The organism is Mycolicibacillus trivialis (assembly GCF_002102395.1).
GTDB classification, from domain to species: Bacteria; Actinomycetota; Actinomycetes; order Mycobacteriales; family Mycobacteriaceae; genus Mycobacterium; species Mycobacterium triviale.
Genome location: NZ_LQPZ01000050.1, coordinates 30474 through 56970 on the forward strand (window position 1 = coordinate 30474; position 26497 = coordinate 56970).

Below are 26497 nucleotides of genomic sequence, written 5' to 3' on the forward strand. Positions count from 1 at the left end.
TGTTTCCGCGGCCGCTCCGGGCTGGTCAGCTCCGCCCGGACGAGCCGGCCGCGGTGATCGCCTCGGCGAGCCGCTCGGTGAACGCGCGAGCCTGCTGCGGACTGTCGAGCGCGAACCGCGCCGCGGTGGCGCGGTCCCCGTCGTCGCTGTGCCGCACGATGATTCCCACACCGTCGGCGTCGACCGCGTCGAACGCGTCCTCGTCGGTGATGTCGTCACCGAGAAAAATGGGCAGCAGCCGCTCGGCGGCGCCGCCGGCGGTCATCCGGTCGGTCACCCAGCGCAGGGTGCGGCCCTTGTCCCAGTCGATGTCGGGACGCAGCTCGATCACCTCGCGTCCGGTGGTCACCCGCAGTCCGCTGTCCCGTCCGGCGGCGCGCACCGCCGAGGTCACCTCCGCGACCCGGTCCCGGGCGGCGTTGCGGTAGTGCACCGCCACCGCGAACGTCTTGTGTTCGACTGCGGCGCCTGCGACGTCGGCGAGCCGCTCGCGCAACGCGTCGGCGACGCGCTGCAGCACCGGGATCGCCTGTGCGGCGGTGTCGTTGCGGTGCCGGGACCCGTCGGGTGCGGTCAGCTCGAAACCGTGGCTGCCGGCGTACCACAGCCCGGGAACACCCACCCGGTCGGTGACGTCGGCGAGGTCGCGGCCGCTGAGGATCGCCACCGGGCAGACCCGGGCGAGCGCGCGCAACGCTGCATCGGCGCCCGGTGTGAGCGCGGCGGCGTCGGGGTCGTCGACGATGTCGGAGAGGGTGCCGTCGAAATCGAAGAACACCGCCGCCGACCGGTCGGCGAGCAGCTGCCCGAGGTCCAGGGCGGTCATCGCGTCGGGCAGGGCGGACATCCGCCGGTCGCCGCCGCGGACGGTGATCTCGGCGAGGTCGGCGACCACCGCGTCGGCGCCGCCGCGGCGCAACCCGTCTTTGTCGTCGCCGAACCCGATCACCAGCGCGAACCCGGCGCGGCGGGCGGCGGTGACGCCGTCTTCGGTGCCGGCGATCACCACCGCGCGATCCGGGCGCACCCGTAGTCGCCGGGCGGCGTCTTCGGCACCGCCGGCGGCGTGGACGTCGAACCCGCCGCCGGCAAGCGACGCGAGGGCGGCGGTGCCCACCCCGCTGGCCTCGAGCAGCGTGGCGAGGGCGGACGGGTCCGTCGCCGTGGCCGTGGAGTCGAACACCACCGCGTCGTGGCGACGCGGGTCGATGATCACCGGCACCTGTCCACCTCCTCGGCGCGTGCGACGCGCGCCTCCGACGATGCCACAACCCGTCGGTAGCCGCGTCCGGCCCGCCACGGCGTGGTATGTCTTGGGGTGACAGCAGGCCGGGCCACGGTGGCCCGGCGAGAGGAGACCGTCATGGCCGCACCGGACGAACACCGAGGGATCGTCGTCGCGGTCGACGGGTCGCCGTCGGCGCGGGTGGCGGTCGACTGGGCCGCCCGCACCGCCGGGCTGCGCGGGGTGGACCTCACGCTGGTGCACGTGCTCGCCTCGCCGGTGGCGATGACGTTCCCGGAGACCCCGATGCCGCCCGGCTACGCCCAGTGGCAGGAGGAGCAGGGCCGCGAGTTCGTGCAGTCCGGGGTGGACCTGGTCGACGAAATCGAGGCCGACGCCCGGCCCACCCGGGTGCGCGGTGAGATCGTGACCGGCTCGGTCATCCCCACGCTGGTCGAGATGAGTAAGAAGGCCACCATGCTGGTGGCCGGGTCGCGCGGGCACGGGTGGTTGCGCAGGCGGCTGCTCGGGTCGGTCAGCTCCGGGTTGCTGCACCACGCGCAGTGCCCGGTGGCGGTCATCCACGACGAGGACATGCCGGCGCCCAATCCGGCGACCGCCCCGGTGGTGGTCGGGGTCGACGGCTCCCCGGTCTCGGATGCGGCCGTCGCGCTGGCGTTCGAGGAAGCATCGTTCCGGCGGGTACCGCTGGTGGCGGTCAATGCGTGGACCGAGATGACCCCGGATCTGGTTCCGGGCCTGGACTTTCCGGCGATGGCCGCGGAGGCCGAGCGGGTGTTGGCCGAGCAGCTCGCCGGTTGGCAGGAGAGTTACCCCGACGTCGAGGTGCGCCGCGTGGTGGTGCCCGGCCGGCCTGCCGACCGGCTGCTCGAGCAGGCTGAGTCGGCGCAGCTGCTGGTGTTGGGCAGCCACGGCCGCGGCGGGTTCACCGGGATGCTGCTGGGTTCGGTGAGCGCGGCGGTGGTCCAGTCGGCACAGACACCGGTTGTCGTGGTGCGTCGCTGACGATTTCGGCGCTTCATGGTCCCAGCACCCGGCGGGTGTGCTCGTTGGCGAAGACCCGGTCGGGGTCGAGTCGGTCGCGCACCGCGGCGAAGCGCTCCCACTGCGGGTAGCGCTCACGAAGGGTTTCGGCGGTCAGGTAGTGGCGTTTGCCCCAGTGCGGGCGGCCGGCATAGCCGGCCATGATCTCCTCCACGCCGCGGAAGAACCGCTCGAATTCCATTCCGCGATACTGATGCACCGCGATGTAGCAGGTGTCGCGGCCGTGCGCGGTGGATAGTAAGGCCTCGTCGCCCGCGGCGAACCGCACCTCGATCGGGAACATGATCGGCAGCCGCTGCCGGTGCACCAAATCGATGACGTCACGGATCGCCGCGGTGGCGTGTTCGCGGCCGATGGCGTACTCCATCTCGGTGAACTTCACCCGCCGCTCGGTGGCGTAGACCTTGTACGCGTGATCGCAGGTGTTCGCCGACGACATCATCGCGGTGATCAGCCGGTTCAACTGCGGTGCGGCGACGGGGAACCGGCGACCGGCCCGACAGATCGCCGCCAACCCGCCGTTCTCGACCATCTCGTTGAGCCTGCGTCGCCAATGCGGCGTGGGGGTGGGCGGTTCGGTGCTGCGCCGGGTGGTGCGGGTCAGCGCGGTCTTGCTGTAGGGGAAGACGAAGAACTCGAAATGGTCGTTGCCGTCGACGTATTCGTCGAGTCGTTCGAGGGTGTCGGCCAGGGCGCGCGGTTCGTCACGACGGTGCAGGGTGTACAGCGGCACCGTCTGCACGGTGACCTGGGAGATCACCCCGAGCGCCCCGAGGGACACCCGCGCCGCCAGATAATCGTCGCCGTCGGCGACATCGACGACCTGTCCGGTGGCGGTGATCAGCCGCAGCGAGACGATCTGCGCGGACAGGTTGGGGAACCCGATCCCGGTGCCGTGGGTGGCGGTCGCGGTCGCCCCGGTGATCGACTGGGCATCGATGTCGCCCTGGTTGGCCAGGCCGAGACCGCAGGCGGCCAGTTGTGCCCCCAGCGCGTGCAGCGTCGCACCGCCCTGGATGGTCACCAGCCCGCTGGCCGGATCGGCGTCGAGCACCCGTTGCAGTCCGGTCATGTCGATCATCACGCCGTCGGTGCAGGCGCAGTCGGTGAACGAATGCCCGCTGCCCACCGCACGGACGGTGCGGCCGGCCTGCGCGGCGCGGGCGATGACGTCGACCAACTCGTCCTCGGCGGACGGGCGCACCAGCGCGGCCGGTGTGCAGCGCTGCTCACCGGTCCAGTTCCGCCAGCTCGTGGGTGTCACAGGAACGTCTGTCCCTCACCGCGGTAGGTCGGCACGCAGTCGACGATCTCCGAGCCGCTGACCAGGTAGAGCCGGTCGAACCGTTCGCACAGCTCGCCGGCCTTGGCGTGCCGGAGATAGACGGTGTCGCCGACCCGTAGTCGCCGCGCCGGCTCCCCGTGCAACGGGGTCTGCACCTCCCCGGCGCCCTCCATCGCGTCGAGCCGCAACCCGGGCGGCAGGTAGGGGACCGGCATCCGGTCCTTGCCACCGACCCCGCTGGCCAGGTACCCGCCGCCGAGTGCGGTCACGCAGGTGGGGCCGAACCGGCGCGCCACCGGCAGGGCGAACATCGCCGCCGGCTCCAGCGTGAACGCCGAGTAGGAGTCGAACAGTGCCGGAGCGTAGAACCCGGATCCCGCGGTGGCCTCGGTGACGGCCGGCTCGTCGGCGACCAGTTGCAGATCGCCGGTGCCGCCGGCGTTGACGATGCGCAGATCGGCGACCTCGCGCACCAGTTCCACCGCGCGGGCGCGGCGCTCGCGGAGTTCGGCGAACGAGGCTCGCTGCAACCAGCGGATCACCCGGTTCTGCAAGGGTTTTCCGGCGACGTCGTCGCCGACCCCGGCGATGTGACCCTCGTAGCACATCAGCGCGGCCAGGGTCAGGTTCGGGCGCCGGGCGATCTCCTCGGCGAGGGCGCGGGCCTGCTCGGGGGTGCGCAGCGGGGAGCGTTTGGGGCCGATCTTCAGCCCGGCGCGCCGGTAGCCGGCGTCGAGGTCCAGACCCAACCGCACCGGCCGGTCGGTGGCGGCCTGGATCAGGTCCAGGTGTTCGACGCTGTCGACCATGACGATCGGCGCACCGTCGGGATCGTCGGCGGTGCGCTCGCCCAACTCGCGCAACCCGGCCTGGTCGGTGGTCGGGTAGGCCAGCATGAGGTTGGTGAAGCCGCGGCCGGCCAGCCAGAGGGTCTCGGCCAGGGTGAAGGTCAACAGCCCGTCGAAACGGTCGTCGGCGTCGAGGATCCGGCGTTGCAGGTCCCGGCATCGCAGCGACTTGGAGGCCACCCGGATCGGTTTCGTCCCGGCCAGGGCGAGCAGCTGCGCGGCGTTGCTCCACAGGGCGTCGAGATCGACGAACGCGAACGGCGTGTCCCGGTCGGCGAAGGCGGCCCGGTAGCGCTGCAGGCGGCGGTCCGGATCCAGACCCGGTGGGGGACCGGTGACGTCGGGCACGTCGCCACCCTACTGAATCGGACCGGCCGCGACGAGCGTAATCGAATGTTTGTTCGATATGATGGGGCGATGGGGTGGGGCACCGGGCCGCCGAGCTGGGCGGAGATGGAGCGGGTCCTGGACGGCAGGCCGCGTCCTGCCGCCGCGGCCCGACCGGGGCCACAGCCGCCGCGGGCGAACCGGGCCGGCGCCCACCCGCCCGGGCGCCCCGGCTCGGTCCCCTACGCGGAACTGCACGCCCATTCGGCGTTCAGTTTCCTCGACGGGGCCGACACCCCCGAGGAGTTGGTCGACGAGGCCGACCGGCTGGGGTTGCGCGCCCTCGCGCTCACCGACCACAACGGCCTCTACGGCGTGGTGCGCTTCGCCGAGGCGGCCGCCGACACCGGCCTGGCCACCGTCTTCGGCGCCGAGCTGACCCTGGGCCCGGTGCCGCGCACCGACGACCCCGACCCGCCCGGGCCGCACCTGCTGGTGCTGGCCCGCAGCCCCGAGGGCTACCGGCGCCTGTCGCGGCAACTGGCGGCCGGGCACCTGGCCGGCGGGCAGAAGGGCGAGCCGCGCTTCGACCTGGATGCGCTCACCGAGGCCGCCGGCGGGCACTGGCACATCCTGACCGGCTGCCGCAAGGGGCAGGTGCGCCGGGCGCTGGCCGACGGCGGACCCGAGGCGGCGGGGCCGGCGCTGGCCGACCTGGTGGACCGGTTCGGCGCCGACCGGGTCAGCGTCGAGCTGACCCACCACGGGCAGCCGTGCGACGACGAGCGCAACCGGGCGCTGGCCGCGCTGGCGCCGCACTTCGGGGTGCCGGTGGTGGCCACCACCGGGGCGCACTTCGCCGCCCCGGAGCGGGGCCGGCTGGCGATGGCGATGGGCGCGATCCGGGCCCGCCGGTCGCTGGACGCCGCCGCCGGCTGGCTGGCCCCGTTGGGCGGGGCCCACCTGCGCTCCGGGGCGGAGATGGCGCGGCTGTTCTCCTGGTGCCCGCAGGCGGTGACCGGTGCGGCCGACCTCGGCGAGCAGTGCGCCTTCCCGCTGCGGCTGATCGCCCCGCAGCTCCCGCCGTTCGACGTCCCGCCCGGGCACACCGAGGACAGCTGGCTGCGTGAGCTGACCCTGGCCGGCGCCGCCGACCGGTACGGGCCGGCGTCCCCGGCGACGGCGGCCCGGGCCCACGAACAGATCGACCACGAGCTGGACATCATCGCCGGACTCGGCTTCCCGGGCTACTTCCTGGTGGTGCACGACATCGTCCGGTTCTGCCGTCGACACGACATCTTGTGCCAGGGCCGGGGCTCGGCGGCGAACTCGGCGGTCTGCTACGCGCTGGGCATCACCGCGGTCGACCCGATCGCCAACGAGCTGCTGTTCGAGCGGTTCCTCTCCCCGGCCCGCGACGGCCCGCCCGACATCGACATCGACATCGAATCCGACCGGCGCGAAGAGGTCATCCAGTACGTCTACGACCGCTACGGACGCGACCACGCCGCACAGGTCGCCAACGTCATCACCTACCGGCGGCGCAGTGCGGTGCGTGACATGGCCCGGGCGCTGGGGTTCTCACCGGGCCAGCAGGACGCCTGGAGCAAGCAGATCGTCCGCTGGTCGGACTCCGACTTCGCCGACATCGACGGCCTTCCCCGGCAGGTCGCCGAGCTCGCCGGCCAGATCGTCGGGCTGCCACGCCATCTGGGCATCCACTCCGGCGGCATGGTGATCTGCGACCGCCCGATCGCCGACGTCTGCCCGGTGGAGTGGGCGCGGATGGCGAACCGCAGCGTGTTGCAGTGGGACAAAGACGACTGCGCGGCAATCGGATTGGTCAAATTCGACCTGCTCGGGCTGGGCATGCTCTCCGCGCTGCACTACGCCCGCGACCTGGTCGCCGAACACGAGGGCATCGACGTCGACCTCGCCCGTATCGACCTCTCCGATCCCGCGGTCTATGAGATGTTGGCCCGCGCCGACAGTGTTGGGGTGTTCCAGGTGGAGTCCCGCGCCCAGATGGCGACCTTGCCCCGGCTGAAGCCGCGGGTCTTCTACGACCTGGTGGTGCAGGTCGCGCTGATCCGGCCCGGCCCCATCCAGGGCGGCTCGGTGCACCCCTATATCCGACGCCGCAACGGCCTGGACCCGGTGGTCTACGACCACCCGTCGATGATCCCGGCACTGCGAAAGACACTGGGGGTGCCGCTGTTCCAGGAACAGCTGATGCAACTCGCCGTCGACTGCGCCGGGTTCTCCGCCGCCGAAGCCGATCAGCTGCGCCGGGCGATGGGCTCCAAACGCTCCACCGAGAAGATGCGCCGGTTGCGCACCCGCTTCTACGACGGCATGCGGGAACTGCACGGCATCACCGGCGAGGTGGCCGAACGGGTCTACGAGAAGATGGAGGCCTTCGCCAACTACGGCTTCCCGGAGAGCCACGCGCTGTCCTTCGCCTCGCTGGTGTTCTACTCGGCGTGGTTCAAACTGCACCACCCGGCGGCGTTCTGCGCCGCCCTGCTGCGGGCCCAGCCGATGGGCTTCTACTCCCCGCAGTCGCTGGTGGCCGACGCCCGCAGGCACGGCGTGGCGGTGCACCGCGCCTGCGTCAACGTCAGCGAAGTGCACGCCACCTGCCAGGACGCCGGCACCGCGGTGCGGCTGGGCCTGGGCGCCATCCGCCACCTCGGCGCCGATCAGGCCGAGACCCTGGTCGCCGAGCGCACCGCCGGCGGACCGTTCACCTCGCTGACCGACCTGACCTTCCGGGTGCAGCTGTCCACCCCGCAGGTCGAGGCCCTGGCCACCGCCGGTGCCCTCGACTGCTTCGGGATCTCCCGCCGGGAGGCGCTGTGGTCGGCCGGGGCGGCGGCCGCGCAGCGACCCGACCGGCTGCCCGGGGTGGGCGCCCCGACCCACACCCCGGTGCTGCCCGGGATGAGCGAATCCGAGCTGGCCGCCGCCGACGTCTGGGCCACCGGCGTCTCCCCGGACAGTTTCCCCACCCAGTTCCTGCGCGCCGACCTCGACGAGCTGGGGGTGGTGCCCGCCGAGCGGCTGCTGAGCGTGCCCGACGGCACCCGGATCCTGGTCGCCGGCGCGGTCACCCACCGGCAGCGTCCGGCCACCGCGCAGGGGGTGACGTTTCTCAACCTGGAGGACGAGACCGGGATGGTCAACGTGCTGTGCACCCCCGGCGTGTGGGCGCGACACCGCAAACTGGCGGCCACCGCCACCGCGCTGCTGATCCGCGGGCGGGTGCAGAACGCCAGCGGGGCGGTCACGGTCCTCGCCGACCGGATGGGCCACGTCCCGCTGGCGATCACCAGCAAATCCCGGGACTTCCGCTGACGGCGGAGTCGGGTAACATCGCCGGCTAACCGCGCACCGAGGAGAGGAAGACTTGATGGGAAGCATGCGACGGCTGATGACAGCGGTCATCGGTCTGGGCATCGCGCCGCTGCTGATCACCGCCTGTGGTTCGGACGCCGAGCACCCGGGCTCCCCATCGCATAAGCAGGGCAAGCACCACTCCCAGCAGACCGCACCCGGCTACGAGAACTGGCACACCCCGGCCAACCCCGGTGACGGCTACTGGGACGAGCAGGGCAACCCCGTCGACGGTGGCCCGCGCGGCGCGAATGGCTCTTTCGGCAACGACCTGACCAAGGAGTACTGCGCCCAGAACGAGGACCCCGGCTGCCCGGTCGGCAGCTACGTCGGCCCGGACGCGATCCTGGACCCGGCGGGCGGCAACGACTACGTCCCGTGTGAGGGCACAATCTGCACCAACCCCAACCACGGTGCGGGTGAGGACCCGGAGTGTGAGGGGACGATCTGCACCAACCCCAACCACGGTGCGGGCGAGGATCCGGAGTGTGAGGGGACGATCTGCACCAACCCCAATCACGGTGCGGGGGAGGATCCGGAGTGTGAGGGGACGATCTGCACCAACCCCAACCACGGTGCCGGCGATGAGGACGACTCGGGCACCTGGGATTCCACTGACGACGATTCCGACGCCGCCTGAGCCCCGAAAGGCTCAAGACCGGCGCCGAACGTGCCTTCCCTGCGAAAAAATCGCCGAATTCTCGCCGGGATTACACGTCGGCGGGCGTGACGAGAACCTGAGACAGGTCTGACACCGATCGCGCGGGTTCGCGGCGGCGGTAGGGTGCCGATCATGACCCTCAACCTGTCCGTCGACGACGTCCTGACCACCACCCGCGCGGTCCGCAAGCGGCTGGATTTCGACAAGCCGGTGCCGCGTGAGGTGCTCACCGAATGCCTCGAGCTGGCGTTGCAGGCGCCGACCGGGTCCAACGCCCAGGGCTGGCAGTGGGTGTTCGTCACCGACCCGGACAAGAAGAAGGCGATCGCCGACATCTACCGCGACAACGCGATCCCCTACCTCGATCAGCCCAAGCCGCAGTACGAGAGCGGCGACGTGCGCGGCGAACGCCAGGCCCTGGTCACCGACTCGGCGCGCTACCTGGTCGACCGGATGCACGAGGCGCCGGTGCTGCTGATCCCGTGCCTGAAGGGCCGGGTCGAGGATGCGCCGCTGGGGTTGAGCGCCTCGTTCTGGGCGTCGCTGTTCCCCGCGGTGTGGAGCTTCTGCCTGGCGTTGCGTTCGCGTGGGCTGGGGTCGTGCTGGACCACCCTGCACCTGCTCGGGGACGGTGAGAAGCGCGCCGCCGACGTGCTGGGCATCCCGCACGCCGAATACAGCCAGGGCGGATTGTTCCCGATCGCCTACACCAAAGGCACCGACTTCAAGCCGGCCAAACGCCTTCCGGCCGACCAGGTCACCCACTGGGACCGCTGGTGACGGCTCACACCGCGCCGGCGAACCGGTGCTGGCGCCACGCCTCGTAGGCGGCCACCGCCGCCGCGTTCGACAGGTTCATCGAGCGGCGTCCGGGCAGCATCGGGATCCGCAGCCGCTCGGTGATGTGCGGGTCGGCCAGGGTCGCGGCGTCCAGCCCGGTCGGCTCCGGCCCGAACAGCAGGACGTCGCCGGGGCGGTAGGCCACGTCGGTGAAGACCGTTCGCGCGCCGGCGGTGAACGCGAACACCCGCGGCGGCACCCCGCCGACCGTCAGCGCCCGCCATGCGGCGGGCAGCGACTCGTGCACGACGACCGAGGCCAGATCGTGGTAGTCCAGCCCGGCGCGGCGCAGCTTCGGCTCGGAGAGGTCGAAACCCAGCGGCTGCACCAGGTGCAGTTCGGCGCCGGTGCCCGCCACCATCCGGATCGCGTTGCCGGTGTTGGGGGCGATGCGCGGGGAGTGGAACATCACGGTGAACACGGCACGCTCTCCTGCGGTGGTGGGGCGTCTGGAAGAGTACGCCGCACCACCCGGGCGGACGGCCACCCGGGCCGCCGAACCCGGCCTGCGATAATCGCCTCATGGTCGAACCGAGCATCTGGATGCAGAAGGTCGAGGAAGACCCGGGCCACTCCGAGTGGTACATCGAACGGTTCCGTGCCATGGCACGCGCCGGCGACGACCTCGACGGCGAGGCCCGCATGATCGACGCGATGGCGCCGCGCGGCGCCCGTATCCTTGACGCCGGGTGCGGACCCGGCCGGGTGGGAGGCCGACTCGCTGAACTCGGCCACCGGGTCGTCGGCGTCGACGTCGACCCCGCGCTCATCGAGGCCGCCGAAGCCGACCACCCCGGACCGCAGTGGCTGGTCGGCGATCTCGCCGAACTCGACCTGCCCGCCCGCGGCGTCTCCGAGCCGTTCGACCTGATCGTCTCGGCCGGCAACGTCGTGACGTTCCTGGCCCCCAGCACCCGCGCTCGGGTGCTGGACCGGCTGCGGGCCCATCTCGCCGCCGACGGCCGGGCGGTGATCGGGTTCGGCGCCGGCCGCGACTACCCGTTCGCGGAGTTCTTCGAACACGCCGCAGCGGCCGGTTTCGCCACCGATCTGCTGCTGTCGACGTGGGATCTGCGACCGTTCGGCGAGGACGACGACTTTCTGGTCGCGGTGCTGAAGCCGGCCTGAAACCCCGCCTAATCCTCGGCTTCGGCTCGGGCAGGGCGGCTGATCACGAAGCTCGCGACGGTGAAGAACGCCGTGAAGCCGAGGAGGCCGATCGGCGCCTGCAAGGCGACCGACGTCCCGCCGAACCAGCCCACCGCGGCCAGGTTCAAGCCGGCCGCGGTGGCACCCCAGGCGGCCGAACCCAGCAACACCGCCAGGGCCACCCAGGGCGGTCCGGAGCCGGCGACCATCTCCACCACGTCGGCGAGGTTGCGGTGCCGACTCAGGTAGCCGCGACCCAGACCGGGCCGGTGCCCGGACCGCTGCGCGCAGAGGTACGCCCGCGACCAGCGGTCGCCGACGGTGACCGCCCCGGCGAACAATGCCAACGCGACAGCCGACAGGCCGGCCACCGCGACCGCCGGGACGGCGGCACGCGGCACGCCGAAACCCGCGACGCTCACCCCGAAGACGGCGGCGAACGCGGCGGACCCGCCGGCGACCAGCGGCGCCAACACGATGAGTACCCGGCCGAAGCCGCTCAGCGATGCAGGCGGATCTTCCACCGCACCACGCCGCTGTAGAGCACCGACAGCGCCACCAACATCGCCATGTCGAACAGCCACGTTCCGGTGGAGTGCTTCCACAGCGAGTCCTGCGGGATCTGCTTGACGTCCAGTGCCGGGGTGCACCCCTCCGGCACCGCCGGTTCGGGCACCTCCGCGGTCGGCAGTGGCATGCAGTTCGGCGGGGACGCGTCGTGGTGCAGCAGATGGTTGAAGTCGATCGTCGAGGCGCTGGCGGCATAGCCCCAGCGCGCCGGGGTCAGCCAGGACACCTGGTCGAGCCCGAGCCGGCCGGTCACCGGGATCATCCCGCCGGAGAGCACCAGCTGACCCATGATCGCCACCACCAGCATCGGCATGATCTGCTCGCTGGACTGGGCGAACGACGACAGCGCCAGCCCCAGAATCGCCGAGGCGACACAGGTGCCCGCCACCGCGAGGAACAACTCGACGTTGGCGGCGGCGTTGGAGTGCCCGAACAGCAGCGCGCCCTGGGTGGGCCCGCCCTTGCCGAGGATGACGATCGTGGTCGCGATCGCGGCTTGCACGGTGGCGAACACGCAGAACACCGCGACCTTGGCCATCAGGTAGGCGGTGGTCGAAAGACCCACGGCCTGTTCGCGTTTGAAGATGGGACGCTCACCGATGAGGTCGCGGATCGTCAGCGCGGTGCCCATGAACACCGCACCGATGTTGAGCAGGACCATCACGTACTGCGGCTCGGTCGGGGCGTCCATTCCCGGCATCCCGAGCCCGCCCTTACCCTTCACGGTCAGCGACAATGCGCCGATCAAAAACGGCAGCAACGCCAGGAACACCGTGTATCCGCGGTCGGAGATCACCAGGCGGATCTGTCTTCGCGCGATCGTCGACAGCTGGCGCAACACGTCGGTGCGCGGCGGGTCGCCCAGGTCCGCCGGGCTCTGGGCGTCCGGCGTGGGGTTGGGCCGGTGGCTGCTCTCCATGAAGCGCTGGTTGGCCGCATCCGGGTCCGCACCGACCTTGGCGAAGATGTCGGCGTAGTTGGTCGAGCCCATCGCCGCACCGATCTGCGACGGCGGACCGCAGTAGGCGGTCTTCCCGCCCGGGGCCAGCAGCATGATCTGGTCGCAGACGTCCAGGAACGACACCGAGTGGGTGACCACCAGCACCACACGGCCGGCGTCGGCCAGCTGGCGCAGCATCAACATGACCTGCCGGTCCAGCGCCGGGTCCAGACCCGAAGTGGGTTCGTCGAGGATCAGCAGGGACGGTCCGGTGAGCAGTTCGAGGGCCACCGAGGCGCGTTTGCGCTGCCCGCCGGAGAGCTTGTCCACCCGGGTGTCGGCGTGTTTGGTCAGCTCCAGCTCCTCGAGCACCTGCGCGACCGCCTGGTCCCGGTCGGCTTTGGTGCTGTCCGGCGGCAGCCGCAGCTCGGCGGCGTAACCCAGCGCCTGGTTGACGGTGAGCTGGCGGTGCACCACGTCGTCCTGGGGCACCATCCCGATCCGGGAGCGCAGCACCGCGTAGTCGGTGTGGATGTTGTGGCCCTCGAACGTCACCGAGCCGCTGCTGGGGGTGGTGTAGCCGGCGATCAGCCGCGACAGCGTCGTCTTGCCCGCCCCGGAGCCGCCGATGATCGCGGTCAGCGTGCCCGGCCGGCAGGTCATCGACACATTGGAGATCAGCTGCTTGCCGCCCTCGACGGTGAAGTTGACGCTGTTGACCTCCAGCCCGCCGGTCTTGGTGGCCGCCTCCGAGCTGCGCACCAGGGTGCCGTTGGTGAACACCAGGTCGACGTTGCCGATGGTGACCACGTCGCCCTCGGTGAGCACCGCCGACCCGATGCGGACCCGGTTGACGAAGGTGCCGTTGATGCTGCGGTTGTCCCGGATCTCGGTGCCGATCGGCGTCGGGACCAGCATCGCGTGGTGGCGGGAGGCCAGCACGTCGGGGATGACGACGTCGTTGTCGGTGGCCCGCCCGATCGTCAGCGCGTTCGACGGCGTCTCCGGCGTGTGCCGCAACCCCAGGATGTCGACCATCCGGGTGGCGACGTTCGACTCCTCCGGGGGAGTCGCCGCGACCGGGGCGCGGTGGGTCTGCGGTGCAAGATCCGGTGCCGGGGCGGCCGGTCGCGGCGCTGCCACCGGCGGGGGCGGCGGGTGCGGGGCTCCGTGCTGAGGGTAGATCTGCGGGCGCGGCGCACTCGGCGGAGGGCCGGGGTACGGCGGGCCTGGGTGCGGGGCGCCCTGGTGCGGCGGCCACGACTGCGGCGGCGCCGCGGGCGGGCCGGGTTGCGCGGCGGCGCGCATCATCGCGGTCGCCGGCGGGCGGCCGGCCGCGCCCTGGTGGCGGCCCACCTCGAAGGAGAGCCGCGGACCGTCCGGGTTGCCCAGGTTGATGCTCTGGCCGTCACCGAGGGTGGCGACCGGAACGCGGTGTCCGTTGACGAAGATCCCGTTGAGCGAGTCGTTGTCGACGGCCAGCCAGCGGCCACCGTCGAACCGCAACAGCAGGTGGGTGCGGGAGACCAGCGGGTGGGCGATGCGTACATCGGCGCGCAGGTCGCGGCCGACGACCACGTCGTGGCCGGGCGAGAACGTGCGCTGGGTTCCCTCGTGCCGGACGGTCAGGGCCGGCGCGCCTGGTTGGTTCATCGGACCAACTGTATCGGGTCGGCGGGCCCGTCCGACGCATCAGTCGGGCGCGCCGGTCACCACGCAGTAGGTCCGGGTATAGATGCTGGGCATGCACAGATTGCAGTGCGTACACGCGGAGTGCACGGCGGTTCCCTCGGCGGCGATCCGGTTGACCAGATCCGGTTCCGCCAGCAGGGCCCGGCCCATCGCCACGAAGTCGAACCCCTCCGCCATCGCCCGGTCCATGGTCGCCTTGCCGGTGATCCCGCCGAGCAGGATCAGTGGCAGCGACAACTCGGCCCGGAACAGCCGCGCCTCGCGCAGCAGGTAGGCGTCCCGGTAGGGATAGGAGCGCAGGAATCTGCCGCCCATCATCCGCATGCCCCAGCGCATCGGCGGTTTGAACACCTTCGCGAACTCCTTGACCGGGGCGTCCCCGCGGAACAGGTACATCGGGTTGACCAGCGAGCTGCCCGCGGTGAGTTCGATGGCGTCCAGTCCGCCGTCGTCCTGCAGCCACCGGGCCGTGGTCAGTGCCTCGTCGGTGTTGATGCCGCCGCGGACCCCGTCGGACATGTTGAGTTTCGCGGTCACCGCGATGGCGTCGCCGACCGCGCGGCGCACCGCCAGCACCACCCCGCGGGCGACCTTGGCGCGGTTCTCCAGTGAACCGCCGAACTCGTCGGTACGCCGGTTGATCAGCGGGCTCAGAAACGCGCTGGCCAGGTAATTGTGGCCCAGGTGGATCTCCACGGCGTCGAATCCGGCGTCGACGGCCAGCCGGGCGGCGTCGGCGTGGGCGGCCAGGACGGCGTCGATGTCGTCGCGGGTGGCGCGGCGGGCGAATTTCATCGCGATCGGGTTGAAGAACCGGATCGGGGCGAGCGCGGGCGCCTTGTTGGACCGGGAGTCGGCGACCGGGCCTGCATGCCCGATCTGGGCGCTGACCGCGGCGCCCTCGGCGTGGACGGCGTCGGTCAGCCGGCGCAGGCCGGGCAGGGCCTCCGGGCGCATCCACAACTGGCGGCCCTCGGTGCGTCCGCCGGGGGAGACCGCGCAATAGGCCACCGTGGTCATGCCGACCCCGCCGGCGGCGTGCACGCGATGGAACTCGATCAGGTCGTCGGTGACCAGCGCGTCGGGGGTGCGGCCTTCGAAGGTGGCCGCCTTGATGGTGCGGTTGCGCAGCGTCACCGGACCCAGCCGAGCGGGACTGAAAACCTCCGGGGCCGCAGTCATGGGGCTAGCCTGCCACAGCCCCCGAGGTGCGATGCCAGAATGTGTCCATGGGTGCGATCACGCTGGACGGTAAGGCGACACGCGCGGAGATCTTCACCGACCTGGAGAAGCGGGTCGCGGCGCTGACCGCGGCGGGCCGCACCCCGGGCCTGGGCACGGTGCTGGTCGGCGACGATCCCGGCTCGCACGCCTACGTCCGCGGCAAGCACAACGACTGCGCCAAGGTCGGAATCACCTCGATCCGCCGCGACCTGCCCGCCGACGTCAGCGCCGCCGAACTCAACGACACCATCGACGAACTCAACGCCAACCCGGAGTGCACCGGCTACATCGTCCAGCTGCCGCTGCCCAAGCACCTCGACGAGAACGCCGCCCTGGAGCGCGTCGACCCGGCCAAGGACGCCGACGGGCTGCACCCGACCAACCTGGGCCGGCTGGTGTTGGGCACCCCGGCGCCGCTGCCGTGCACGCCGCGCGGCATCGTGCACCTGCTGCGCCGCTACGACATCGAGATCGCCGGCGCCCACGTGGTGGTCATCGGCCGCGGTGTGACGGTGGGCCGGCCGCTGGGCCTGCTGCTGACCCGTCGCTCGGAGAACGCCACGGTTACGTTGTGCCACACCGGAACCCGTGACCTGGCCGCGCTGACCCGCCAGGCCGACATCGTGGTGGCCGGGGTCGGGGTGCCGCACATGCTCACCGCGGACATGGTGCGTCCGGGCGCGGCGGTCGTCGACGTCGGGGTCAGTCGCACCGACGACGGCCTGGTCGGCGACGTCCACCCCGACGTGTGGGAGGTGGCCGGGCACGTCTCACCCAACCCCGGCGGGGTGGGCCCGCTGACCCGGGCGTTCCTGCTCACCAACGTGGTGGAACTGGCCGAGGCCGCGCCGTGACGATGCGCCGGGTGCTCGCGGCGCAGTGGCCGATCCTGTCGGTCGGGCTGGTGTTCGTCGCCGGTCTGGTGCTGGCCGGGGCGAACTACTGGCGCCGCGGCGCGCTGCTCATCGGTATCGGGGTGGCGGTCGCGGCGGCGCTGCGCCTGCTGCTCTCCGACGAACGGGCGGGGCTGCTGGTGGTGCGCGACAAGGGCCGCGATTTCGCCACGACCGCGCTGGTCGCCACCGCGATGGTCTACATCGCCTTCACGATCGACCCGCTGGGCACCAGCTAGCGGGGTGGCGGCATCCCCGGGATCAGCGGCAGGAACGGCAGATCGGGCATCGAGCCGTCGGCCAGCGACGCCATCGTCGACGGGCAGTACATCGAGATCGCGATGCCGGTGAACATCCCGGCCAGCGCCGCCTGGATGCCGCCGCGCCCGGCGATGGTGGCCGCGGTGGACGCGGCGGTGGCGCCGGGTTTCTGCATCATCGGGCAGACGGACTGGCCCAGCCGCACGGCCTCGGCCGGGTCGTCGTAGCCGAGCCCGGCGTTGTCCAGGGCGTTGAGGAAGGTGTCGTCGAGCGGGTCGGCCTGCGCGGGGGCGGCCAACACGGTCGACGACAGCGCCGCCGCGGCGATCAGGGCGGCAGCCGACACCGGCGCGCGAAGAGTCATGGGTGCCACAGTGACTTACCGCGGTGACGGTCGCACAACGGTCCGGTCACGATCCTGACTCGGGTCGGAGTGTCGCTCGCACTGCGACGGTGATGTAGGGCAAGGCCAGCCCGGCCGCGTTGGCCAGTGCGGGATGGCTCGCCAGGAGTTCGCGCACCCGGTCGAGGGTGCGGGTGCGCACCTCGCTGGGCGAGGTGATGCAGTAACTGCGGGAGGCCACCAGGTCGATCAGCGCCTGTGGGGTGAGGTAGTTGGTCCACTCCACCTCGTGGCGCTCGATCGCACCGAACGGCGCGGGCAGCGCCACCCCGGCGTCGACGACGTCGCGGGCGTCCTCCCGGCCGATGATGGCGCCGAGTTCCTTGACCCAGCCCAGTCGTTCGTCGCGGGTATTCCACACCAGGCCGAGCCGGCCACCCGGCCGCAGCACCCGAACGACCTCCGCGGTCGCCCGCTGCGCATCGAACCAATGCCAGGCCTGCGCCACCAGCACCGCGTCGACGCTGTTGTCCGGCAACGGGATCTGCTCGGCGGTACCGAGCAGCGCCGGGGTGTCGGGCAGGGCGCCGCTGAGCACCTCCAGCATCTCGGCGATCGGGTCAACGGCCACCACGTCCAGTCCGCGTTCGACGAGCCGGGTGGTGAGTTTTCCGGTTCCGGCGCCCAGGTCGAGCACGGTGCGGGCCCCGGCGGGCAGTAGCCAGTCGATCGCCTCCGGCGGGTACGACGGCCGGCCCCGCTCGTAGGCGGCGGCCTGCGCGCCGAACGACAGCGAACGATCGTGGCGGGTCCCGGTCACCGCTGCCGCACACCCCGCCGCTCGGCCAACGCCAGGGTCCGGCGGATCAGGCCGCCGACCGCCTCGGTCTCCAGCAGGAAGCTGTCATGACCGCGGTCGGAGTCCAGCACGTCCAGCCCGTCACAGCCGGGCAGCAGATCGGCCAACTCCTGCTGCAGCCGCAGCGGGTAGAGCCGGTCGGAGGTGATGCCGCCGACCACCGCGGGCACCGGACAGCCGCGCAGCGCCGCGGCCACCCCGCCCCGGCCGCGGCCGATGTCGTGGCTGGACAGCGCGTCGGTCAACGCGACATAGCTGCCGGCGTCGAAGCGGGCCACCAGCTTGCCGCCCTGGTGTTCCAGGTAGCTTTGCACCGCGTAGCGGCCGCCGTGGGCGGGATCCTCGTTGCCCTGCCGGTCGTTGCCGAACCGCTCGTCGAGTTCGGCTTCGCCGCGGTAGGTCAGGTGCGCGATGCGCCGGGCGATGTCCAGCCCGGCGTCGGGGGTGCGGCCGGTGCCGTGATAGTCGCCGCCCTGCCAGTTCGGGTCGGCCTTGATCGCCGCGACCTGGGTGCTCTGGGTGCCGATCTGGTCGGCGGTGGCGCGGGCGCCGACCGCCAGCAGCAGCCCGGCCGACACCGTGTCCGGATGCCCGACCATCCACTCCAGTGCGCGCGCACCACCCATCGACCCGCCGATGACCGCGGCGACCTCGGTGATGCCCAGTGCGGCCAGCGCCGCGAGGTCGGCGGCCACCTGGTCGCGGATGGTGGTGGCCGGGAACCGGGCGCCCCACGGTTCGCCGTCGCGGGCCAGTGAGGCCGGGCCGGTGGAGCCGCGGCAGCCGCCCAACGCGTTGGTCGCCACCACACACCAGCGGTCGGTGTCGATCGGTGCGCCGCTGCCGACCACGTCGTCCCACCAGCCGGCGGTGGGGTGGCCCGGGCCGGCCGGGCCGGTGACGTGGGAGTCCCCGGTGAGGGCGTGCAGCACCATCACCACGTTGTCGCGGGCGGGGGAGAGCTCGCCCCACCGCTGCACGGCGATGCTGACGTCGTCGAGCACGGCACCGCTCTCCAGCCGCAGCGAGCCGATGTCGACCACGCCCAGCTCGCCCTGCGGCGGCAGGGTCTGGGTGGGTACTTCGGAGATCGTCACCCGCGGTCTCCTCAACGGGCGGCCACCGCGGCGGCCGCGGCGAATCCGCGCTCCAGGTCGGCCAGGATGTCGTCGATGCCCTCGATGCCCACGGCCAACCGCACCAGGCCGGGGCTGACCCCGCTGGCCAGCCGCTCCTCGGGGGTGAGCTGGGCGTGGGTGGTCGACGCGGGGTGGATCACCAGCGAGCGCACGTCACCGATGTTGGCGACGTGGCTGTGCAGGGTGAGCGCGTTGACGAAGGCGCTGCCGGCCTCGACCCCGCCGGCCAGCTCGAAGGAGAGCACCGCGCCGGTGCCCTTGGGCGCCAGTTTGCGGCCCAGGTCGTACCATGGGGAGTCGGGAAGCCCGGCGTAGTTGACCGCCAGCACGTCCTCGCGGGCGGACAGGAACTCCGCGACCTGCTGGGCGTTGCTGACGTGACGTTCCATCCGCAGGCTCAGCGTCTCGACGCCCTGCGCGATGAGGAAGGCGTTGAACGGCGACGGCGCCGAGCCGTAGTCGCGCAGCAGTTGCACGCGGGCCTTCAACGCGAACGCCGGGGCACCCAGGTCGGCGTAGACCACGCCGTTGTAGCTGGGGTCGGGGGTGGTGAACCCGGGGTGGCGGCCCTGCGTCCAGTCGAAGTTGCCGCCGTCGACGAGGATCCCGGCGATGGTGGTGCCGTGCCCGCCGAGGTACTTGGTGGCCGAGTGCACCACGATGTCGGCGCCGTGCTCGATCGGGCGCAGCAGGTACGGGGTGGCGATGGTGTTGTCGACGATCAGCGGCACGCCGTTGTCGTGGGCCACCGCTGAGACACCCGGGATGTCGAGCACGTCGATCTTCGGGTTGGAGATCGTCTCGGCGAACAGTGCCTTGGTGTTGGGCCGGATCGCGGCGCGCCAGGACTCCAGGTCGTCGGGGTCCTCGACGAAGGTGAACTCGATGCCCACCTTCTGCAGCGTGTGGTGGAACAGGTTGTGGGTGCCGCCGTAGAGGCGCGGGCTGGACACGATGTGGTCGCCGGCGCCGGCGAGGTTGAGGATCGCGAAGTTACTGGCCGCCTGCCCGGCGGACAGCATCAGCCCGGCCACCCCGCCCTCGAGGGCGGCGACGCGCTTCTCGACCACGTCGGTGGTCGGGTTCATGATCCGGGTGTAGATGTTGCCGGGCACCTCCAGGCCGAACAGCGCCGCGGCGTGGGTGGTGTCGTCGAAGGTGTAGGAGGTGGTCTGATAGATCGGCAGGGCGCGGGCGTTGGTGACCGGGTCGGGGCTCTGTCCGGCGTGGACCTGCTTGGTCTCGAACGACCAGTGCGCGGTGGGGTCCGGATCGTTGGGGGTCTCGGAACTCATCTCGCTGGCTGCTTTCTGTTCGGGTGGCGATGGGTGCGGTAGGCCGATGGTTGCGACCGACTGACGGTGCGGAGACCGGCGGTCACGGTTCAGTGGCTACAACACATCGCGGACCAGCCCCGATTGGCATGCATCAGGCTCCCCTGTCTGCTCTGGGGGCCCGTCGTTTGCGGACCCGCGCTTGCCGCGTAGCCGGTTTCGGCCACTCAACCTGGTCATCACCCGGGGCACCCCACCGCGGTTGGAGGGTTGCCGGCCAGCAAGCCGGGGCTTGACGCTGGCGCTCATGACCAGACGCCAGCCTATCGCACCCCCGAATGCTCCGCCACCTGCCGCGTGCGGAGGCGAACCCGCCGGAAGGGCACGGTGCGGTTGCGGGATACTGACGGGCAGTGCCAACCACACAGTGACATGCGGGCCCCCGCAGAATTGACCGATCGCGACGCTGGGAGACGACGATGAGCGCCGAGCAGCCAACCATCATCTACACGCTGACCGACGAGGCGCCGCTGCTGGCGACCCACGCGTTCCTGCCGATCGTGCGTGCGTTCGCCGACCCGGCCGGCATCAAGGTCGAGACCGCCGACATCTCGCTGGCGGCGCGCATCCTGGCCCAGTTCCCCGACTACCTGACCAAAGACCAGCAGGTCCCCGACACCCTCAGCGAACTCGGCCGGCTCACCCACGAGCCGGACACCAACATCATCAAGCTGCCCAACATCAGCGCCTCGATGCCGCAGCTGCACGCCGCGATCCGCGAACTGCAGGGCAAGGGCTACCGGATCCCGGATTTCCCGGACAACCCGCAGACCGACGAGGACCGCAAGATCCGCGACCGCTACGCCAACGTTCTGGGCAGCGCGGTCAACCCGGTGCTGCGGCAGGGCAACTCTGACCGGCGGGCGCCCAAGGCGGTCAAGGAATACGCCCGTAAGCACCCGCACAGCATGGGTGAGTGGTCGATGGCGTCGCGCACCCACGTCGCACACATGCGTCACGGTGATTTCTACGACAGCGAGAAGTCGATGACGCTGGATCGCGACCGCGACGTGAAGATGGAGCTGCAGACCGCGAGCGGTGAGACGATCGTGCTCAAGCCGAAGGTGTCCCTGCTCGAAGGTGACGTCATCGACTCGATGTTCATGAGCATCCACGCGCTGCGTGACTTCTACGAAGAGCAGATGGAGGACGCTCGCAAGACCGGCGTGATGTTCTCGCTGCACGTCAAGGCGACCATGATGAAGGTGTCGCATCCGATCGTGTTCGGTCACGCGGTGCGGGTGTTCTACAAGGACGCGTTCGCCAAGCACGGCAAGCTTTTCGACGAACTCGGCATCAACGTCAACAACGGCATGGTCGACCTCTACGACAAGATCGAGTCGCTGCCCGGATCCCAGCGCGACGAGATCATCGAGGACCTGCACGCCTGCCATGAGCACCGGCCCGAGCTGGCGATGGTTGACTCCGCGCAGGGCATCACCAACTTCCACTCCCCGAGCGACGTCATCGTCGACGCGTCGATGCCGGCGATGATCCGCGCCGGCGGCAAGATGTACGGCGCCGACGGGCGGCAGAAGGACACCAAGGCGGTCAACCCGGAGTCAACGTTCGCCCGGATCTACCAGGAGATCATCAACTTCTGTAAGACCAACGGGCAGTTCGACCCGGCCACGATGGGCACCGTCCCCAACGTGGGGCTGATGGCTCAGCAAGCCGAGGAATACGGCTCGCACGACAAGACTTTCGAGATCCCGCAGGGCGGTGTCGCCAACATCGTCGACCTCGACACCGGAGAGGTGCTACTGACCCAGAACGTCGAGGCCGGGGACATCTGGCGGATGTGCATCGTCCACGACGCCCCGATCCGCGACTGGGTCAAGTTGGCGGTCACCCGTGCCCGGCTGTCGGGGATGCCGGTGCTGTTCTGGCTCGACCCCTACCGACCGCACGAGAACGAGCTGATCAAGAAGGTCACCACCTACCTGAAGGACCACGACACCGAGGGCCTGGACATCCAGATCATGTCTCAGGTGCGCTCCATGCGTTACACGCTGGAGCGGCTGATCCGTGGGCTCGACACCATCGCGGCGACCGGAAACATCCTGCGCGACTACCTCACCGACCTGTTCCCGATCCTGGAGTTGGGCACCAGCGCCAAGATGCTCTCGATCGTTCCACTGATGGCCGGGGGCGGGTTGTACGAAACCGGTGCAGGCGGTTCGGCGCCCAAGCACGTCAAGCAGCTGGTGGAAGAGAACCACCTGCGCTGGGATTCCCTCGGGGAGTTCCTCGCACTCGGTGCCAGCCTCGACGACATGGGTATCAAAACCGGCAACCAGCGGGCCAAGATCCTGGCCACCACCCTCGACGACGCGATCGGCGAGTTGCTGGACAACGACAAGAGCCCGTCGCGCAAGACCGGTGAACTCGACAACCGGGGCAGCCAGTTCTACCTGGCCCTGTATTGGGCACGCAAGCTCGCCGAGCAGGACGAAGACGAGGACCTGCGCAAGCACTTCGCCGAGATCGCCGAGAAGTTGGGTGCGCAGGAGGAGACCATCGTCGCCGAACTCAATGGCGTGCAGGGCAACCCGGTCGACATCGACGGCTATTACTACTCCGACCGGGAGAAGACCACCGCGGTGATGCGGCCCAGCAAGACCCTCAACGAGATCGTGGGCTCCGCGCGCCTCTTATAGGGTTGGCTCACGGGTGATCGCCCGTGACGCCTTGCGCCGCGCCGCGGCGGCAGGGCACCAGGAGCCGGCCCCGGAGGAGGCGCGTCGCATGTCCCGCCAAGCCAAGACCAAAGTCCAGGGCACGGTCGTCGAACTCGACGGGGACGAGATGACCCGGGTCATCTGGAAGTTCATCAAGGACATGCTGATCTTCCCGTACCTGGACATCGACCTCGACTACTACGACCTGGGCATCGAGCACCGCGACGCGACCGACGACCAGGTGACCGTCGACGCGGCCCGGGCGATCAAGGAGCACGGCGTCGGCGTCAAATGCGCCACCATCACCCCGGATCGGGCGCGGGTGGAGGAGTTCGGGCTGAAGAAGATGTGGAAGTCCCCGAACGGGACGATCCGCAACATCCTGGGCGGCACCATCTTCCGCGCTCCGATCGTCATCAACAACATTCCGCGGTTGGTGCCCGGCTGGAGCAAGCCGATCGTCATCGCCCGGCACGCGTTCGGCGACCAGTACCGGGCCACCGACGCCCAGATCGACCGGCCCGGCACCGTCACGTTGACCTTCACCCCCGACGACGGCAGCGAGCCGATCGTGCACGAAGTGGTCCGGATGCCCGAGCACGGCGGGGTGATCATGGGCATGTACAACTTCACCGACTCGATCCGGGACTTCGCCCGCGCGGTGTTCACCTATGCGCTCGACGTCAAATATCCGGTCTACCTGTCGACGAAGAACACCATCCTGCAGGCCTACGACGGCATGTTCAAAGACGAGTTCCAGAACATCTTCGACGACGAATTCAAAGCCGACTTCGACGCCGCCGGCCTGCACTACGAGCACCGACTCATCGACGACATGGTCGCGCAGTCCCTCAAGTGGGAGGGCGGCTACGTCTGGGCGGCCAAGAACTACGACGGGGACGTGCAGTCCGACATCGTCGCCCAGGGCTACGGCTCACTCGGGCTGATGACCTCGGTGCTGATGACCGCCGACGGCAAGACCGTGGAGTCCGAAGCCGCGCACGGCACCGTGACCCGCCACTTCCGGCTGCACCAGGCCGGCAAGCCGACCTCCACCAACCCGATCGCCTCGATCTTCGCCTGGACCCGCGGGCTCGAGCACCGCGGCAAGCTGGACGACACCCCCGAGGTGATCGGGTTCGCGAAGAAACTCGAACAGGCGGTCATCGGCACGGTCGAGGGCGGCCGGATGACCAAGGACCTGGCGTTGCTGATCGGCCCGGACCAGAAATGGCAGACCAGCGAGGAATTCCTCGACGCCATCGCCGAGAACCTGGAAAAGACGCTCGCCGAGAGCTGATCCCGGCCGTGCCGGCACCGAGCGCGCACAGGCTGCGATGGTTCGACGATTTGTTCGCTGTGATTACACGTTGGGCGCGCGCCGGGCAGGCGGTGCGGGGCGCGGTCAGCCGGTCGGGGAGTCCACCGCCCGCAGCGGCGGGATGTGCTCGTAGAGGAAGCCGGTGATCACCTCGGTGACCCGCTCGGGGGCCTCGAGCATCGGCACGTGCCCGACGCCGTCGAGGGTGGTCACCCGCAGGCCGGGGACCTGGCCGGTGAACAGTTTGGTGAATCGCGGCGAGGGCACCACCCGGTCCTTGGCGCAGTTGACCAGGTGCGCCGGGACGGCGGTCTCGGCCAGTTTCGCCAGTCCCGGCTGCAGCAGGGTTTTGACCAGCAGCTGGACGTAGGCCGGGCAGTGCGCCAGGTCGTCGACACAGTTGTGCAGCTGCTCGTCGGTGACGGCGTCGGCGTTCGCGCTCAACGGCAGGCTGGCCAGCTGCCGGCTGAACGGCAGCCGCAGCACTCGCTGGCCGAGGGCCATCGTCAGCAGCCACAGCGGAAACCCGCCGAGGAACTTCGCGATCACCTCGAATTTGGCGGGCGTCCACCGCGTCCAGCCGCCGGCCGGGGCGATGCCGGTGACGGTCCGGGCCCGGCCACGGGCCGCCAGTTCGTAGGCCACCCAGCCGCCCAGCGAGTTGCCTACGATGTGGGCGGTGTCCCAACCCAGGGCGTCGAGCTGCTCCTCGACGTGGTCGGCCAGCACCGACGAGCTCAGCAGCCAGCTGTGCGGCTTGGGGCCGCCGTTGTGGCCGGCCATGGTCGGGGCGAACACCTCGAAGCGGCCGGTGTCGGCCAGCCGGGGGGCGACGTCGGCCCACACCGACTGCGACAGTAGAAACGGGTGCAGCAGCAGCACCGGTTCGCCGGTGCCCAGGTGAATCGGATCGCGTTTCGTCGTCACCGTGTCGAGAGTAGGGCATACCGCCGGTACCGCATAGCCTGGGCGCGGTCACGGCTGGTTCCGGTGTCGGTGGCGTGCCATAATCGCGCGGTAAGGCGATGATGATGCAGGAAGCCGGTGTGAATCCGGCGCGGTCCCGCCACTGTCATCGGGGAGTAACCCTCATCGGCCACGGCTCGCTGGTTCAGGAGCTGGAAGGCGAGGGAAGCGTTGATCCGAGAGCCAGGATACTCACGTCATCGCATCCTGCGACCCGGGGCGGTGTACCCCGAGAGAGCTGGCGAACATCCATGTCGCGCCCATCATGGACGTCCGCACCGGCCGGCGGCCGAGGTGATCGACGATGATCTCCGCGACCGCCGCCCCGATGTGGTTTGCGTTCCCGCCCGAAGTGCATTCGGCCCAACTGTCCGCCGGTCCCGGCCCAGGGCCGCTGCTGAGCGCTTCGGCCGCCTGGACGTCCCTTAGCGTGGAGTACGCCGAGACCGCCGCCGAATTGTCGGCGGTGCTCGCCGCGGTCGAGTCCGGTGCCTGGCAGGGGCCGAGCGCGCTGTCCTACGTCGCAGCGCACGGGCCGTATCTGGCCTGGCTCAACCAGCAGAGTCTCAACAGCGCCGCGCTGGCCGCCGAGCAGCAGGGCGTCGCCCTGGCGTACAGCACCGCTTTGGCCGGGATGCCGACGCTGGGTGAACTGGCCGCCAACCACGCCACCCATGCGGTGCTGGTGGGCACCAACTTCTTCGGGATCAACACCATCCCGATCGCGCTCAACGAAGCCGACTACGCGCGGATGTGGGTGCAGGCGGCGACGATGATGGCCGTTTATGACACGACCGCCGCGGCGGCGGTGAGCGCGAGCCCGCCCGCGGAGCCGGCACCGACGATCATGACGGCCTCGGCGGCCCCCGCCGAGGCGGCGGCCGAACCGGCTCCGCAGCAGCCGCCGTCCTGGTTCACCGACCTGCAGAACTTTTTGTACGGCTTTCTGGGCCAACCCGGTTCGCCGGAGCAGAACGTCCCGCTCTACAACTCGATCATGGAGTTCTTCAACTCCATCGGCTTGGGCAACGTCACCGACCCGTTCGGCGACTTCTTCGCCGGCCTCAACGGGCTGTTGCCGTGGCTGCCGCTGCACGGGGAGTGGCTGTGGATGACCGGCAACCCGTTCAGCTACCTCAACCCGGGCTTCTTCGCCTACATCCTGTCGGTGCCGCTGGACCCGGGATCGTTCATCGCGTTCACCACCAAGGTGATCATCGACGACCTGCTGCTGATCCTCTACACCGCCGTGACCAACCCCGCCGCCCTCATCTACGTGGCGCCGCTGGCCATGGTGGAGATGGTCGGCTCCACGTTCGGCAACGTCGTTCAGGTGCTGAACTACCTGGTCACCCAGACCGCGCTGCTGCCCGCGCTGGTGCCGCTGCTTGCCAGCCCGATGCTGCTGGCGCCGCCGGCGGTGCTCGGCGGGCTCGGGATCGGCGCGGCCGTGGCGAAACTCGCCCCGGCCGTCGTCG

The 26497-nt window shown here is 70.5% G+C and carries 21 protein-coding genes, 1 pseudogene and 2 riboswitches; of the genes and pseudogenes, 10 read left to right on the forward strand and 12 right to left on the reverse strand.

Annotation, left to right across the window (positions count from 1 at the left end):
- Nucleotides 1–25: 25 nt before the first annotated feature.
- The gene (otsB, locus tag AWC30_RS16810) at nt 26–1222 is read right to left on the reverse strand and encodes a trehalose-phosphatase (protein WP_085111386.1); all 1197 of its coding nucleotides are present in this window, start codon (nt 1220–1222) and stop codon (nt 26–28) included.
- Nucleotides 1223–1363: 141 nt separating this feature from the next.
- Here otsB and AWC30_RS16815 point away from each other — a divergent pair, with 141 nt between their 5' ends.
- Nucleotides 1364–2251: a universal stress protein gene (locus AWC30_RS16815; protein WP_085111387.1), complete on the forward strand. Its 888-nt coding sequence runs from the start codon at nt 1364–1366 to the stop codon at nt 2249–2251.
- Nucleotides 2252–2264: 13 nt separating this feature from the next.
- On the opposite strand, the gene AWC30_RS16820 is transcribed toward AWC30_RS16815, so the two are convergent.
- On the reverse strand, nt 2265–3554 hold the full coding sequence (locus tag AWC30_RS16820) for an FAD-linked oxidoreductase, L-gulonolactone oxidase family (protein ID WP_085111388.1): 1290 nt from the start codon (nt 3552–3554) through the stop codon (nt 2265–2267).
- Complete coding sequence (locus AWC30_RS16825; protein ID WP_109562112.1) at nt 3551–4771, reverse strand: amino acid deaminase/aldolase; 1221 nt, start codon at nt 4769–4771, stop codon at nt 3551–3553. The genes AWC30_RS16820 and AWC30_RS16825 overlap by 4 nt, the downstream gene beginning before the upstream one ends.
- A gap of 69 nt (nt 4772–4840) precedes the next feature.
- Between AWC30_RS16825 and AWC30_RS16830 the strand changes: the two genes are divergently transcribed.
- The 3 genes and pseudogenes from AWC30_RS16830 to AWC30_RS16840 all read left to right on the forward strand — a co-directional run bounded on the left by AWC30_RS16830 (nt 4841) and on the right by AWC30_RS16840 (nt 9587).
- Entirely contained in the window at nt 4841–8107 is a 3267-nt protein-coding gene (locus tag AWC30_RS16830; RefSeq protein WP_085111389.1) for an error-prone DNA polymerase, read from the forward strand.
- Nucleotides 8108–8345: 238 nt separating this feature from the next.
- A pseudogene (locus AWC30_RS16835) lies at nt 8346–8786 on the forward strand (Mesocentin); the annotation flags it as partial.
- A 153-nt stretch (nt 8787–8939) separates the two neighbouring features.
- Nucleotides 8940–9587 (forward strand): nitroreductase family protein, encoded by a 648-nt coding sequence (locus AWC30_RS16840; RefSeq protein WP_085111411.1) that lies wholly within the window; start codon nt 8940–8942, stop codon nt 9585–9587.
- Between the two features lie 4 nt (nt 9588–9591).
- Here AWC30_RS16840 and AWC30_RS16845 read toward each other — a convergent pair whose 3' ends face one another.
- A complete protein-coding gene (locus AWC30_RS16845) occupies nt 9592–10068 on the reverse strand; it encodes a tRNA (cytidine(34)-2'-O)-methyltransferase (protein WP_085111391.1) in 477 nt (158 codons plus the stop codon).
- Nucleotides 10069–10169: 101 nt separating this feature from the next.
- Between AWC30_RS16845 and AWC30_RS16850 the strand changes: the two genes are divergently transcribed.
- On the forward strand, nt 10170–10775 hold the full coding sequence (locus tag AWC30_RS16850) for a class I SAM-dependent methyltransferase (protein ID WP_085111392.1): 606 nt from the start codon (nt 10170–10172) through the stop codon (nt 10773–10775).
- Between the two features lie 8 nt (nt 10776–10783).
- Here AWC30_RS16850 and AWC30_RS16855 read toward each other — a convergent pair whose 3' ends face one another.
- The 3 genes from AWC30_RS16855 to AWC30_RS16865 are packed head-to-tail and all read right to left on the reverse strand — an operon-like array spanning nt 10784 to nt 15180.
- On the reverse strand, nt 10784–11320 hold the full coding sequence (locus AWC30_RS16855; protein ID WP_085111393.1) for a hypothetical protein: 537 nt from the start codon (nt 11318–11320) through the stop codon (nt 10784–10786).
- Nucleotides 11296–13959: an ATP-binding cassette domain-containing protein gene (locus AWC30_RS16860; RefSeq protein ID WP_085111394.1), complete on the reverse strand. Its 2664-nt coding sequence runs from the start codon at nt 13957–13959 to the stop codon at nt 11296–11298. The genes AWC30_RS16855 and AWC30_RS16860 overlap by 25 nt, the downstream gene beginning before the upstream one ends.
- A 39-nt stretch (nt 13960–13998) precedes the next feature.
- Entirely contained in the window at nt 13999–15180 is a 1182-nt protein-coding gene (locus AWC30_RS16865) for an NADH:flavin oxidoreductase (protein ID WP_085111395.1), read from the reverse strand.
- A gap of 47 nt (nt 15181–15227) precedes the next feature.
- On the opposite strand from AWC30_RS16865, the gene AWC30_RS16870 reads away from it, so the two are divergent.
- Together AWC30_RS16870 and AWC30_RS16875 are read left to right on the forward strand one after the other, a co-directional pair.
- Nucleotides 15228–16076 (forward strand): bifunctional methylenetetrahydrofolate dehydrogenase/methenyltetrahydrofolate cyclohydrolase, encoded by an 849-nt coding sequence (locus AWC30_RS16870; RefSeq protein ID WP_085111396.1) that lies wholly within the window; start codon nt 15228–15230, stop codon nt 16074–16076.
- Nucleotides 16077–16078: 2 nt separating this feature from the next.
- Nucleotides 16079–16354 carry a DUF3017 domain-containing protein gene (locus AWC30_RS16875; protein ID WP_085111397.1) on the forward strand — a complete coding sequence of 92 codons (276 nt, stop codon included), beginning with the start codon at nt 16079–16081 and terminating at the stop codon, nt 16352–16354.
- On the opposite strand, the gene AWC30_RS16880 is transcribed toward AWC30_RS16875, so the two are convergent.
- From AWC30_RS16880 to AWC30_RS16895, 4 genes are read right to left on the reverse strand one after another with little or no spacing between them, the layout of a single operon-like run.
- Nucleotides 16351–16740, reverse strand: coding sequence for a DUF732 domain-containing protein (locus AWC30_RS16880; protein WP_085111398.1), 390 nt, complete (start codon nt 16738–16740; stop codon nt 16351–16353). The two genes, AWC30_RS16875 and AWC30_RS16880, sit on opposite strands and share 4 nt — an antisense overlap.
- 46 nt (nt 16741–16786) lie before the next feature.
- Nucleotides 16787–17539: a class I SAM-dependent methyltransferase gene (locus AWC30_RS16885; RefSeq protein ID WP_085111399.1), complete on the reverse strand. Its 753-nt coding sequence runs from the start codon at nt 17537–17539 to the stop codon at nt 16787–16789.
- The gene (gene metX, locus AWC30_RS16890; protein WP_085111400.1) at nt 17536–18675 is read right to left on the reverse strand and encodes a homoserine O-acetyltransferase MetX; all 1140 of its coding nucleotides are present in this window, start codon (nt 18673–18675) and stop codon (nt 17536–17538) included. Before metX ends, AWC30_RS16885 begins: the two co-directional genes overlap by 4 nt.
- Before the next feature lie 11 nt (nt 18676–18686).
- On the reverse strand, nt 18687–20012 hold the full coding sequence (locus AWC30_RS16895; RefSeq protein WP_085111401.1) for a bifunctional o-acetylhomoserine/o-acetylserine sulfhydrylase: 1326 nt from the start codon (nt 20010–20012) through the stop codon (nt 18687–18689).
- Nucleotides 20013–20184: 172 nt separating this feature from the next.
- Nucleotides 20185–20304: riboswitch (SAM riboswitch) on the reverse strand.
- A 166-nt stretch (nt 20305–20470) separates the two neighbouring features.
- On the opposite strand from AWC30_RS16895, the gene AWC30_RS16900 reads away from it, so the two are divergent.
- Nucleotides 20471–22711 (forward strand): NADP-dependent isocitrate dehydrogenase, encoded by a 2241-nt coding sequence (locus tag AWC30_RS16900; RefSeq protein ID WP_085111402.1) that lies wholly within the window; start codon nt 20471–20473, stop codon nt 22709–22711.
- An 88-nt stretch (nt 22712–22799) separates the two neighbouring features.
- Nucleotides 22800–24032, forward strand: a complete 1233-nt coding sequence (locus AWC30_RS16905; protein ID WP_085111403.1) for an NADP-dependent isocitrate dehydrogenase — start codon at nt 22800–22802, stop codon at nt 24030–24032.
- 105 nt (nt 24033–24137) lie between these two features.
- Here AWC30_RS16905 and AWC30_RS16910 read toward each other — a convergent pair whose 3' ends face one another.
- Nucleotides 24138–24980 (reverse strand): epoxide hydrolase EphH, encoded by an 843-nt coding sequence (locus AWC30_RS16910; RefSeq protein WP_234808139.1) that lies wholly within the window; start codon nt 24978–24980, stop codon nt 24138–24140.
- A 55-nt stretch (nt 24981–25035) separates the two neighbouring features.
- Nucleotides 25036–25233: riboswitch (cobalamin riboswitch) on the forward strand.
- A 90-nt stretch (nt 25234–25323) separates the two neighbouring features.
- Between AWC30_RS16910 and AWC30_RS16915 the strand changes: the two genes are divergently transcribed.
- On the forward strand, nt 25324–26497 hold a 1174-nt coding region (locus AWC30_RS16915; protein ID WP_133053714.1), incomplete at its 3' end, for a PPE family protein.